The organism is Promicromonospora vindobonensis (assembly GCF_042685865.1).
Classification (GTDB): domain Bacteria; phylum Actinomycetota; class Actinomycetes; order Actinomycetales; family Cellulomonadaceae; genus Promicromonospora; species Promicromonospora vindobonensis.
Genome location: NZ_JBHUOG010000002.1, coordinates 2,904,647 through 2,917,347 on the forward strand (window position 1 = coordinate 2,904,647; position 12,701 = coordinate 2,917,347).

At 71.9% G+C, this 12,701-nt stretch carries 10 protein-coding genes; 6 read left to right on the forward strand and 4 right to left on the reverse strand.

The window, feature by feature from the left end; all coding sequences use genetic code 11:
- Positions 1-83 precede the first annotated feature (83 nt).
- From ACFS27_RS26240 to ACFS27_RS26250, 3 genes are all read right to left on the reverse strand, one after another.
- The gene (locus ACFS27_RS26240) at positions 84-3,002 is read right to left on the reverse strand and encodes an ATP-binding protein (RefSeq protein ID WP_377189798.1); all 2,919 of its coding nucleotides are present in this window, start codon (positions 3,000-3,002) and stop codon (positions 84-86) included.
- A 137-nt stretch (positions 3,003-3,139) separates the two neighbouring features.
- Positions 3,140-3,724, reverse strand: coding sequence for a nucleotidyltransferase family protein (locus tag ACFS27_RS26245; RefSeq protein ID WP_377189801.1), 585 nt, complete (start codon positions 3,722-3,724; stop codon positions 3,140-3,142).
- Positions 3,725-3,731: 7 nt separating this feature from the next.
- Complete coding sequence (locus tag ACFS27_RS26250) at positions 3,732-4,571, reverse strand: helix-turn-helix transcriptional regulator (RefSeq protein WP_377189804.1); 840 nt, start codon at positions 4,569-4,571, stop codon at positions 3,732-3,734.
- Positions 4,572-4,776: 205 nt separating this feature from the next.
- Here ACFS27_RS26250 and ACFS27_RS26255 point away from each other — a divergent pair, with 205 nt between their 5' ends.
- The 4 genes from ACFS27_RS26255 (at position 4,777) to ACFS27_RS26270 (ending at position 9,662) form a co-directional block, all read left to right on the forward strand.
- Positions 4,777-5,721: an SDR family oxidoreductase gene (locus ACFS27_RS26255; protein WP_377189807.1), complete on the forward strand. Its 945-nt coding sequence runs from the start codon at positions 4,777-4,779 to the stop codon at positions 5,719-5,721.
- A gap of 52 nt (positions 5,722-5,773) precedes the next feature.
- Positions 5,774-7,120 carry an MFS transporter gene (locus ACFS27_RS26260; RefSeq protein ID WP_377189810.1) on the forward strand — a complete coding sequence of 449 codons (1,347 nt, stop codon included), beginning with the start codon at positions 5,774-5,776 and terminating at the stop codon, positions 7,118-7,120.
- Positions 7,120-8,613: an aldehyde dehydrogenase family protein gene (locus ACFS27_RS26265; protein WP_377189813.1), complete on the forward strand. Its 1,494-nt coding sequence runs from the start codon at positions 7,120-7,122 to the stop codon at positions 8,611-8,613. Before ACFS27_RS26260 ends, ACFS27_RS26265 begins: the two co-directional genes overlap by 1 nt.
- A 104-nt stretch (positions 8,614-8,717) precedes the next feature.
- Entirely contained in the window at positions 8,718-9,662 is a 945-nt protein-coding gene (locus ACFS27_RS26270; RefSeq protein ID WP_377189816.1) for an SDR family oxidoreductase, read from the forward strand.
- A gap of 5 nt (positions 9,663-9,667) precedes the next feature.
- Here the strand turns inward: ACFS27_RS26270 and ACFS27_RS26275 are convergent, their stop codons facing one another.
- Positions 9,668-10,732 (reverse strand): Kelch repeat-containing protein, encoded by a 1,065-nt coding sequence (locus ACFS27_RS26275; RefSeq protein WP_377189819.1) that lies wholly within the window; start codon positions 10,730-10,732, stop codon positions 9,668-9,670.
- A 116-nt stretch (positions 10,733-10,848) separates the two neighbouring features.
- Here ACFS27_RS26275 and ACFS27_RS26280 point away from each other — a divergent pair, with 116 nt between their 5' ends.
- The gene (locus ACFS27_RS26280) at positions 10,849-11,727 is read left to right on the forward strand and encodes a helix-turn-helix transcriptional regulator (RefSeq protein ID WP_377189822.1); all 879 of its coding nucleotides are present in this window, start codon (positions 10,849-10,851) and stop codon (positions 11,725-11,727) included.
- Between the two features lie 80 nt (positions 11,728-11,807).
- Positions 11,808-12,650, forward strand: a complete 843-nt coding sequence (locus ACFS27_RS26285; RefSeq protein ID WP_377189825.1) for a helix-turn-helix transcriptional regulator — start codon at positions 11,808-11,810, stop codon at positions 12,648-12,650.
- Positions 12,651-12,701: the final 51 nt, after the last annotated feature.

Consider the following 12,701-nt stretch of genomic DNA (forward strand, 5'->3'; position numbering starts at 1 on the left):
CATGGGGCCTCATGCTCCGGTGGTCGTGCGTGTCGTCGCTATCCTGCGGATACGTCATTGTTCACGAAAAGTCGGCATATTGTTCACGACGCGTCGGCGACGGGCCGCTCCTGCGAGAGCACACCGCTCTCGACCGCCACGACCGCCAGCGCGGTCCGGGAGGTGACCTTCAGCTTGCGCATCGCCGCGCGCAGCTGCTGGTCCACGGTGGCCGGCGACTTCGCCAGGATCTTCCCGATCTCCCGGTTGGTGTGGCCCTCCACCACCAGGCGGACGACCTCGAGCTCGCGGGGCGAGAGGCTGTCGCCGTAGCCCCGCCGGCCGCCGCGCCACAGTCGCGGGACGTCCGCGCCGAGGTCGCGCAGGCGGCGCGCCACCCGGTCCGCGTCACCTCGCGCGCCGAGCCGGAAGAGGTCCTCGTACTGGCGCGCCATGAGCTGCTGGCCCTCGTGCGCTCGTCCCGCCGCGAGGAGCGCCTCGGACTGCTGCTCGCGGGCCCGCAGCGCGTCGTACGGTCGCGGCAGCGCGGCCCAGGCCCGGGCCGCTCGCGCGTACGCGGCCGCTGCCCGGTCGTGGTCCCCGGCCGTAGCGGCAAGGTGGGCGCGGCAGAGCGCGAGAGCTGCGCGCGGCCCAGGAGCGGAGCGGCCGCGAAGGCCTCTCGCGAGCTGAGCGGTCAGCCGTCGCGCCGCCGTGTGTTCCCCGACGGCGAGCTGCGCCTCGACCCGCGCGGGCACGATATCGGTCGCCCACACCCATACGCCCTTGCTCTCCAGGGCGTCCATCGGTCGGTTCGTCACCCGCAGCGCCCGGCCGGGGTCGCCGTCCGCCAGCCAGAGCCGGGCCAGCGCCGCGGCGGGCTCCATGGTGTCGTCGACGGCGCCGAGCCGAACGGCCTCCTCGAGAACCAGCCGGAACTGCTCTTCCGCGGCGCGCGGGCGTCCGGCCGCGGCAGCCAGCCGGGAGGCCAGCCGGACGCTGGCCAGATAGATGGTGGGCCGGTCCCGGTCGGCGTCCGCAAGAGCGGCACCACGTTCTGCCAGCCCGTCCCACCGACCGGTGTGCCAGTCCAGGTTGGCCTGTTCGATCTCGACGTTGTACCGCAGGCGGGCCGCCTGCTCGGTGTCGGCAAGCCGCAGGGCGACGTCCAGATGCTGCTCCGCGTCGGCGTACCGGCCCCAGATCAGGGCTCCGGTGCCGATGTTGGCGTGGATGCGGGCCAGGTCGAGCCGCTCGGCCGAGCCTGCCGCGTCGAGCGGCAGGTCGGTGATGACGTCCCAGGCGCTCTCCTCGCCGAGCATGAGGAGTGCGGCCGCGCGGTTGCCCGCGAGGTTCAGCCGGTCGGCCGGCGACGCGACCTGGGCCGTCATCTCGGCAGCGCGCTGCAACCATCGCAGGTGGGTCTGCGCCGGCCACGGTCCCGCATAGGCCCAGCCCAGGTACGTCATGGCCCGGGCAGCCTCGACCGGCTCGTGGTCGAGGCCGGCCACCGCCTGCTCGAGCTGGGCCAGTGCCGCGGTCGCCTCGCCGCCGAGGATCAGGAGCCTGCCGAGCGGGTTGCGGATCCCGGCCTTCTGCCGGTCGGACAGACCCGGGGAGCCGAGCACGGCGCGCAGGGTGCGGATCACCCGGTGGTAGAGCTCGTCCACCGGCTCGCGTCTGCTCAGCGCGGCGGTCGCGGCGGCTCGTGCGACGCGGGCCAGGTCGTGCGGTGGGAGCTCCATGGCCGACAGGACCTCGTCGAGCAGGACGGCCGCCGTGGTGTGGTCGCCCGAGGCCACGGCCTGCTCCGCGGCCTGCTCGGAGTACCGGAGCCACGGCTCGGCCTCGCCGGCCTGACGAAAATGGTGCGCGAGACGCGCGGCGGGCAGCGGATGGACGCCCTCCAGCACCCGACCGGCTCGCAGGTGCAGAGCCTGCCGGACGGCACGCGGGATCGCCTCGTAGACGGCCTCGGCGGCCAGCCTGTGCCGGTACCGCCAGCGGCCGCGCCCGTCACTGTCGAGCACTGCGGCGTCGGCAGCCTCCGCGATTCCGGCTCTGGCCACGTCCGGAGCCAGGTCGGCGGTGGTCGCGATCGTCGCATCGGACGACGGATCTGCCAGCGTCGCCGCAGCCCAGAGCACGTGTCGCGCCGGCGGTGAGAGCCGTCCCACCCGCTCCCGCGTGCAGTCACGCACCGTCGGCGGCATCGGCAGCTCACCCGAGGTCTGCCTGCCCCACTGCCCGTCGCGGACGACGAGGTCCGCGCGGTCGCACATGAGCCGCACCGACTCCTCCAGCGCGATCGGGATCCCGTCGGTCCGCTCGTGCAGAAAGGTGCTGAGCTCGGCCGGTACCGGATGACCGCCGAGCATCGACGACACCATTGCGGCTGTGTCCGCCGGGCGCAGCGGCGACAGGACGATCCGTGCCTTGGCCACACCGGCGGCCGTCCGCGACGTCAGACGCAGCAGGTGCGAGTCGGTGCCGACCTCGTCGGGCCGGTAGGAGATCACGAGGCTCGGTCCGAGCGTCTGCTGACGGGCAGCGACGAACAGGAGGAACTGCAGGGTCACGTCGTCGGCCCAGTGGGCGTCCTCCACGACGAGGAGGTCCACGCCGAGCGCCCGGATCACCTCGTCCAGGGCGCGAAACAGCCGATGCCGTGCTGATCTCGCGTCGGACAAGGGCTCCGGGGCCGGCGGCAGGGCGGCCGACCACTCCGGGAACAACGGGCGCAGTGCGCCGGCGAGCTCGGTCAGTACCAGGTCCTGGACCGGCACGTCGATCCCGCGGAACGCATCGACGACCGGGCCAAGGGTCAGCGGCTCCCGAAGCGGCGGGCACACCGAGAACAGGGTCTTGCCCGGGCGCTGCGAGTCCGTGGCGAGCCACTCCTCCAGCAAGCGGCTCTTGCCGATGCCCGCTTCGCCCTCCAGCAGCACGATCGCCGGTGGCCGGTGCAAGGCACCGCTGAGTGCCGCCAGCTCCCTCTCGCGCCCCACGAGCTGTGGCGCGGACACCGCCGGAGAAGATCCGTCGTCGGGTGGCGCGCGGTGGGGCATGGGTGATGATCTCGCTGTCGTCCGCCGAACACAAGCATCGGCCTTCGCCGGCACCCTGGCCGGGTCCGATCACGATGCGCACCCTCGCGTCGAGGTCACCGGCTCCCGTCCGGGTGGTCGACGTCGTCCCCGCCGCCCAGGTCCGTGCAGTCGACGGCGAGGGCGCCGTGCGCACGTAGGTACGGCCCTGCGCCGGTGTCCCGGCGCACCGCAGCACCCAGGGGCTGCCAGTGCGCGCGGCCCACCAGCACGGGATGTCCGGGCCTGCCGTCGTAGGTGGCACGGGCGAGCGCGCGGCGGGCCTCCGGCTGCGGTGCGGAGTCCAGGACCCGGCGTACGGCGTCGGGCCGCAGGCCAGGAAGGTCCACCAGGGAGACGACGGCGACTTCCGCGCCCGCCCGGTCAGCGGCCGCGAGGCCGGTGCGCAGCGACGCAGCGATACCGCTGCGCCACCCCGCGGCGACCACCGGCCGGGCGTGGGCGGGGACCAGCTCCTCGGCCTCGTCGGCCCGGGCACCGAGCACGACGACGACCTCCCCGCAGCCGCCGGCGACCAGCGCCTGGCAGGCCAGCTCGAGCCACGAGGTTCCGGCATCGGTCCTGGCCAGCGCCTTGGGCATGCCGTAACGAGTACCGGCGCCGGCCGCGAGCACGAGCCCGACCGCTGTCGTGCCGCTCACCGACGTCTCAGCGCAGGGCCTGGGCGCCGATGACGGACAGGACCTGCAGCTTCTCGTAGCTCTCGGTGCCGGGCACTGCGGTGTAGACCATCAGCGAGTGGGCCTGGCCCGGGTCGACCAGCCGCTGGCAGTTGAGCTCAAGGGCCCCGACCTCCGGGTGGACGAAGTGCTTGACCTCGTGCGGGTGGATCCCGATCTCGTGGTCGTCCCACACGCGCCGGAACTCCTCGCTGCTGTCCAGCAACAGACCGGCCAGGTACGCGGCGCGGGACTCCGGACCCCGGAGAGTGACCAGCCCGCGCAGCCCTGCCGCGTACATCCTGGTCAGGAACGCATGCTCCTCCGGAGCGTAGAGGTCCCGCGCGGTCGGGTCGGTGAACCACCGGTAGCCCGTGCTCCGGGCAGGTCCCGTGTACCGGGTCGTGTCGCCGGTGAGCGCGACACCCATCGGCGTCTGCCGCAGCGTCTCGCCGACCTCGGTGACGATCTCAGCGGGCGTGTCCTCCAGCCGGTCCAGGATGCGCAGCAGCCCGGGGCTGATGTGCTCGCTGGAGGAACCCCGAGGCGGCGGGTTGTGCCCGGCCAGGCGGAACAGGTGGTCACGTTCGTCGATCGACAGGTGCAGCCCCTGCGCGATCGAGGCGAGCATCTGCGGCGAGGGCTGCGGTCCACGCTCCCGCTCCAGGCGGGAGTAGTAGTCGGCCGACATGTTGCACAGCGTCGCGACCTCCTCGCGGCGTAGCCCGCTGGTCCTGCGGCGTTGCCCGCGGGGCATGCCGACGTCTTCCGGCTGCAGTGCCTCACGCCGGTTGCGCAGAAAGCCGGCCAGCCCGGTGCGGTCGATCATGACGCTCCCCTTTCCTTCAGTACTGCCTCGTTTCTATCCCGTGCGGAAGAAACTAGCCACGGCCTGGCGATCCCCCCTTGTGGATCGCAGGCCTGACCTGACGAGCCTGTGATCGGGAGGTCCTGGATAGGTCTCGGCCGCCCACCAAGGATCGGTGCCATGGCCGGGCACTCGGCCCACCAGCCCGATCGCAAGGAGCAGAACGATGCCACGTACACCGATCGACATCACCCTCCCCGACCTGTCCGGAAAGCGCGCGCTGGTCACCGGCGCCAGCGACGGCATGGGCCTCGGCATCGCCGGGCGCCTGGCCGCCGCGGGCGCAGAGGTCCTCATGCCCGTACGCAACCCGGCCAAGGGCGAGGCCGCGCTCAGCAGGATCAACCGGGCCGCCCCCGGCGCGAACGTCTCGCTGCACAGCCTCGACCTGGCCTCGCTCGCGTCGGTGGAGGCCCTCGGCGACACCCTGCGCAAGGAAGGGCGCCCGATCCACCTCTTGATCAACAACGCGGGCGTCATGCGCCCGCCGCAGCGGCTGGCCACGGTCGACGGGTTCGAGGTGCAGCTCGGCACCAACCACCTGGGCCACTTCGCCCTGGTCGCCCACCTGCTGCCCCTGCTGCGCGCCGGACGGGCCCGGGTGACCTCCCAGGTCAGCATCGCCTCGTCCAGCGGCTCCATCAACTGGGGCGACCTGAACTGGGAGCGCAGCTACTCCGGGATGCGGGCCTACATCCAGTCGAAGATCGCGTTCGGGCTGTTCGGCCTGGAGCTGGAGCGGCGCAGCACGGCCAACGGGTGGGGCATCACCAGCAACGTCGCCCACCCCGGTATCGCCCCCACCAGTCTCATGGCCGCCCGTCCGGAGATCGGCCGCAGCCAGGACACGCCCAACATCCGCCTGACCCGTAGGCTCTCGGCCCGCGGCATCCTGGTGGGCACCGCCGAGACCGCCGGGCTGCCCGCCCTCATGGCCGCGACCGACCCGGCCGCCAAGCCCGCCACCCTCTACGGTCCCGGCGGCCCGGGCACCCTTGGCGGTGCGCCGGCCGAGCAGCGGATGCACCGACCGCTGCGCAGCCTCACGGAGGCCGTCCGCGTCTGGCAGGTCTCCGAAGAGCTGACCAAGACCTCCTTCCCGACCGCGTGACCGCACAGCCGACGACCGCGTGCCCCACGAGCCGAGCCGCAGGAGAAGCCACATGAGTTCTGTCACCCAGCCCGACCCCCGCCGCCGAAGCCCCTGGTGGGTGGTCATCGGTGCCGGCACGGCGAACGCCGTCGGCCCTCAGATGTACATGGCCACCACCGGCCTCTTCGTCCTGCCGATCGTCGAGGACACCGGGTTCAGCCGCACGACGGTCACCGGCGCGTACTCGGTCGCCGCGGTCGGGATGGTCATCGGCCTGATCATCGCCAGCCGGCTCGTCGACCGGTACGCCGCGCGCTACATCCTCGTCCCCGCGTTCGTGCTGTTCGCCGCCTCGATGGCCACGATCGGCCTGATGCCGCCCGTCGAGGCCATCTACTTCATCCCGTGCTTCTTCGTCGGGTTCTTCGGTGGCGGGACGGCGGTCCCCGCCACCCGCGCCGTCGTGAGCTGGTTCGACAACAACCGCGCGCTCGCCGTCGGCGTCGTCACGGGCATCATCGGCCTCGGTGCCGCCCTCGGCCCGATCCTGGCCGGCGCGCTCATCGAGAGCGTCGGCTGGCGGCAGACCTACGGCTACCTGGCCCTGATCGCCGTCCTCGTGTCCGTCACGATGATCACCCTGTTCGTCCGGGGACGGGCCGAGCGGCACGTCCGCGGGCGGCTGGTCCAGGCGACCCACGTCGGGGACCGCGACGTCAGCCTGGAGCTCCCGGGCCTGACCTTCGGCGAGGCGCTGCGCACCCGCCAGTTCTGGGGCATCGCGCTCGGCCTCGGCATGGTCGGCCTCGTGATCATCGGGCTCCAGGTGCACCTCGTGCCGATGATGACCGACCGCGGGCTGAGCAACGACCAGGCGGGACAGCTGCTCGTCATCTTCGGTCTTGCCTCGCTCGTGGGCCGAGTCGTCGGCGGCTTCATCATCGACCGCGTCCACGGCTCGATCGTCGGCCCGATCGTGATGCTCGCCCCGATCGCCGGGATGTTCTTCCTCGAGCCGCCGTTCTCCACCGCCGCCCTCGCGGTCGCGTTCATCGGTGTCGCGTTCGGCATCGAGGGTGACCTGCTCGCCCTCCTCATCACCCGCTATCTCGGCATGCGCAGCTTCGGCCAGATCATCGGCCCGGTCCAGGCCATGTTCATCCTCGGCAGCGCCGTCGGGCCGCTGCTGCTCGGGTTCGGCTACGACCAGCTGGGCTCCTACGACCCTGTCATCCCGGTCCTGATGGGCATCCTCGTGATCGGCGCCGTCCTCATCGCGACGCTCGGACGCTACGTCTACCCGGCCGTCGACGGCTTCGACCGGCTCGCCGCCCGGGACGAGCTCGCCGCCGCCGAGGTGCTGAGCGGCATCGCCGAGAGCGACGACACCCGCGCCCCGTCAGCAGCGAGAACCTGATGCACGCGAACGAGCACGACACGGGCCCGGACCACAGGGCAACGGTCCACAAGGACACGTTCTACGTGAACGGGCGCTGGGCGCCGTCGCACGGCACGCGACAGGTGGTGGTGACCGACCCGGCCACCGAGGAGCCCCTCGGGTACGTGACGCTGGGTGACGTCACCGACGTCGAGGCGGCGGTCGACGCCGCCCGTCAGGCGGCACCGGGCTGGGCTCGGACACCCGTGCCCGAACGCGCGGCGCTGCTGCGTGCCGTCGCCGCCGAGCTGACCGCTCGTCATGACGAGATCGCGCAGCTGGAGACCGCGGAGATCGGCACTCCGATCGGCCTGTCCCGCCGAGCGCACGCCGGCAGCCCGATCCACTTCTTCGGCTCGGCCGCCCACCTCATCGAGCGGGCCGAGCCGGACCGGACGATCCCGGGCGCGACGATCCTGCGCGAGCCGTACGGGGTGGTCGGCGCGATCACACCGTGGAGCTACCCGCTGCACCAGAGCGCGGCCAAGATAGCGCCGGCGCTGGCGGCCGGGAACACGGTCGTCCACAAGCCCAGCGAGGTCACTCCCCTGGGCGCCTACGCGCTGGCCGAGGCGATCCACTCCGCCGGCCTGCCGCCCGGCGTGTTCAACATGGTCATGGGTGACGGGCCGACCGTCGGCGCGCGTATCGCCGGCCATCCCGACGTCGACCTGGTGTCGTTCACCGGTTCCACCCGCGCCGGTATCCAGGTCGCGACGGCGGCCGCGGCCACCGTGAAGAAGGTGTCCCTGGAGCTGGGCGGCAAGAGCCCCGCCGTGATCCTGCCCGGCGCACCGCTCGAGCCGGCCCTGCGGCAGGCCCTGCGATCGGGGTTCCTGAACTCCGGTCAGACCGGTATGGCCCTGACCCGGATCCTGGTGGAGCGCGGCCGCCTCGCCGAGGCCGAGGCGATCGTCCAGGAGGTGGTGGCCGGGTTCGTCGTGGGCGACCCGTCCGCCCCGGACACCGACTACGGGCCGCTGGTGTCGCGGGCACAGCAGGAGACCGTGCAGGGCTACATCCGCCGCGGCCGGAAGGAAGGGCTGCGGCTGCTGACCGGCGGCCCCGACCGCCCGGCGGCGCTGAGCCGCGGCTACTACCTGCCGCTCACGGTCTTCTCCGACGTCCCTTCGCACTCGGCCCTGGTGACGGACGAGATCTTTGGCCCGGTGCTGGTGATCCAGGCCTACGACACCGTCGACGACGCCGTCGGCCTGGCGAACCGGACTCCCTACGGGCTGTGCGCCGGCGTGTGGGGTGCCACCCGTGCCGAGGCCGTGGCCGTGGCCCGGCGGATCCGGGCCGGCCAGGTCTTCATCGACGGCGCCGGGTTCAACCCGCGTGTCCCGTTCGGCGGGTACAAGCGGTCCGGCACCGGCCGGGAGCACGGACGGTACGGCCTGGAGGAGTTCCAACAGGTCAAGGGACTGGTCTTCGACGACGGCGCGGGGCGAGCCCCGGCCGACGGCTGACGGCCACAAAGGGGGATCGACAGGCCCTGAATAACCGGCCGGAGATACACGACAGTGAGAAACAACAAAGCCAAGAACATTGTCACCATCAAGGAGCACGGAAAATGGCACGCACCCCGATCGACATCACCATCCCCGGACTTTCCGGCAAGCGCGCCGTGGTCACCGGGGCCAGCGACGGCATGGGCATCGTCATCGCCCGGCGTCTTGCCGCTGCTGGGGCCGAGGTCGTCATCCCCGTCCGGAACCCGACCAAGGGTGAGGCCGCTATCGCGAAGATCAAGCAGGACGTCCCGAACGCCAACGTCTCGCTGCGCAGCCTCGAGCTGTCCTCCCTCGCGTCCGTCGCCGCCCTCGGCGAGACCCTGCGCGCGGAGGGCGCGCCGATCCACCTTCTGATCAACAACGCTGGCGTCATGACCCCGCCCGACCACCAGACGACCGCCGACGGGTTCGAGCTCCAGTTCGGCACCAACCATCTGGGCCACTTCGCTCTCGTCGCGCACCTGATGCCGCTCCTGCGCGCCGGCGGCGCGCGGGTGACCTCTCAGATCAGCGTCGCCGCCCGCAGCGGCGCCATCAACTGGGACGACCTGAACTGGGACCGCTCGTACGCCGGGGGGCGCGCCTACAGCCAGTCGAAGATCGCGTTCGGCCTGTTCGGCCTGGAGCTGGAGCGGCGCAGCAAGGCCAACGGGTGGGGCATCACCAGCAACCTCTCCCACCCCGGCGTCGCACCGACCAACCTGCTCTCCGCCCGCCCCGAGCTGGGCCGCGCGCAGGAGACCGTCGGGCGAAGGATGATCGGCTGGCTCTCCACCCGCGGCATCCTGGCCGGGACGGTCGAGAGCGCGGCGCTGCCCGCGCTCATGGCGGCCACCGACCCGCAGGCCAAGCCGGGCGCCCTGTACAGCCCCAGCGGGTTCGGCAACACCAGCGGCGCGCCGACCGAGCAGCGGATGTACCCCACGCTGCGCAGCGCCGAGGAGGCCGCACGTGTCTGGGACGTCTCGGAGCAGCTGACCAGGACCGCCATCTCGGCCGCCTGACAACCTCACTCCGGTGTGAAGACTTCGTTGAGCGCGCTGCCGAAGTTGCCGCCCACCTCGGTCCCCCCGCCGAAGGTGTAGATGGCATCGCCGACGGTCGCGGCGCCGAGCCCGTGCCGCGGCGTGGGGAGGTTCCCCGCGGCGGCCCACTCGTCGGCCTCCGGGTCGTAGCGCCAGACGTCGTCGTAGACCAGCGGTTCGGGGTTGTGCTGCTCGCCGCCGAACACATAGATCGAGCCGTCGTGCACAGCGGCGGCCAGCCCGCCACGCGCCTCGGGGAGCGGGGCAACCGTCTCCCACGCGTCGGTGGCCGGGTCGTACACCTCGACCGTCGCGACGTTCTCCTGGACGGCGGAACCGTCCTCGGCGAGCGAGAACTCCCGGCCGCCGATCACGTAGATCCGGTCGTCCACGACGGCCGACGCGGCACTGTTCCGCAGGGTGGGAGCCGGGGCAAGCGTGGTCCACGTGCCGGTGGCCGGGTCGAACATCTCGTTCCTGTCGCTGTCGACGTGGGTCGTGAACGTCGTGGCGCCAGGTGTCTCACGGACCCTGCCGCCGATGACGAACAGCTGGTCACGCACGCTCTCGATCACGAACTCGGCGCGCGGTTCCGGCAGGTCGACGCCGGTGGACCAGGTGTCGTCGTCCGGCGAGTAGACGAAGGTGTCGGATTCTGCTCGCCACTGGGGAAACCCGCCGCTGAATCCGCCGGCGGCGTAGAGAGAACCGTCCGCTTCCGCAAGGCCGATGTGATGCCTGGCCTGCGGGAGCGTCGCCAGCCGTGCCCAGGCGTCGGCGACGGGGTCGTAGGCGTCGAAGTGTGCTGACACGCCGGTGTTGGGGTTGAGCAGTCCCCCGGCGACGTAGATCCGGTCGTCGACGACCTCGGGGTAGAGCTCCTGCCGTTCCAGAGCCATGGGCGCGCGCTCCTGCCAGGCGTCCACCTGCTCAGGGGTCGCTTCGGACGACGAGGCGGGCGCGGTGGTGCACGCCGTCGTCAGCATGGCGCCGACCGCGAGCGCGGCAACGGTCGCGCGGTGACGGGGGAAGACAGGATGTCTGGTCACGGTGGATCCTTCGTCTGTTCGGTGGGGGACTGCCCCCACGTTCCAGGACTCCGGGCACGTGAACCAGGGGATGCCGTCCCCTGTTCCCGCCTCGCCGCTCGCGCGACACTGATGGCATGAGAGCCTCCGGGTACGCCGAGCTGGGCGCATTCCTCCGCTCCCGCCGCGAACGAATCCGGCCAGAGGACGTCGGGCTGATTCCCGGTCCGCGGCGCCGGGTGCCCGGTCTGCGGCGAGACGAGGTCGCGCAGCTGGCGGGCGCTTCCGTGGACTACTACAACGAGCTCGAACGCGGTGCTGGCTCCCAGCCGTCCGAACAGATGCTGGCGGCGCTCGGCCGGGCGCTGCGGTTGACCGACGACGAGTGGAACCACCTCTACCACCTGGCCGAGCGGCCAGTGCCTCCCCCGGGCGGGGCGGCATCGCACGTGCAACCCGGGATGCTGGACCTGCTCACCCGCCTCGCCGCGACGCCCGCAAAGGTGATCACCGACCTGCACGTGACGCTGGTCCAGAACCCGCTCGCCGTCGCGTTGCTGGGCGATCAGTCGCACTTCACCGGCAGGCACGCCAGCTTTGCCTACCGCTGGTTCATGGACCCGACGGCTCGCGCCATCTACCCCGAGGCCGACCACGACGCCCAGTCACAGGCCTTCGTCGCCGACCTGCGCGCGGGGGCCGCCCGCCGGGGCAGCAGGGACACCGAGGCACGATCCATGATCGCCGAGCTGCAGGGGGGCTCTGCGGAGTTCTCCGAGATATGGGCAAGGCACGACGTGGCATTTCGCCGCCGTGACCGCAAGCGCATCAACCATCGCGACCTCGGCCTGCTCGACGTCAACTGTCTCAACCTGTTCAGCGAGGACGGCCGGCAACGACTGCTCTGGTTCACCCCCACGCCCGGCACAGGCAGTGCCGAGCTGCTCGAGCTGCTCGCCGTGATCGGCACGCAGGCGCTCACCGGGCGGCGCCCGCGGGCACGTACCACCGGATAGGCGACGAGCCGATGCGTCGTGGGTGGGCGTCCCAGCGTTGCCGCCTGTCGTAAGGATGTGGGCGATCAGATAGGGAACGCATGGCGATCGACCGGACCGGGCTCGCCGAGTTCCTCCGCCGGCGCCGCGAGTCGCTGCAGCCCGAGGACGTCGGCGTCCCGCGCGGACGGCAGCGTCGGACCAGCGGGCTGCGACGGGAGGAGGTCGCCACCCTCTGTCACATGTCGACCGACTACTACGCGCGGCTCGAACGCGCGCGCGGACCTCAACCATCCGACCAGATGGTCATCTCCATCGCGCAAGGCCTGCGCCTCTCCCCTGACGAACGCGACCACCTGTTCCGGCTCTCCGGGCACAACCCACCGGCACGCGGGGCAGCCGGCGAACACATCAGCCTCGGCCTGCTGCGGATCCTCGACCGCCTGGACGACACTCCCGCGGAGATCGTCACCGAGCTCGGGGAAACCCTCCGGCAGAGCCCGCTGGGCATCGCGCTCACCGGCGACCGGACCCGATACACCGGACCCGCCAGGAGCATCGGCTACCGCTGGTTCACCGACCCCGCCACGCGACAGCTCTACGACCCCGACGACCATCGGCTGCTCACCCGCAGGTTCACCTCTGGCCTTCGCGAGGTGGCGGCACTTCGCGGCCCCGGTTCCCGGGCGGCGCAGCTCGCTGACCTCCTCCTCGCCCGGAGCGAGGAGTTCCGCGAGGCGTGGAACCTGCACGAGGTCGGCGTGCCCCCGCTCGCCGTCAAGCGCCTGGTGCACCCAGAGGTCGGCGCCCTGGAGCTGACCAGTCAGTCCCTGCTCGACCCGGACCAGTCGCACCGCCTGCTCGTCTTCGCGGCAGCCCCGCACTCCGAGAGCCACAAGAAGCTGCAGCTGTTGTCCGTCAGCAGTCCGCAGACGCTTCGCTGACACCCGGCGACCTCAGCCCCTGACACCCGGACGGCCCCAGCCTCGGATCGT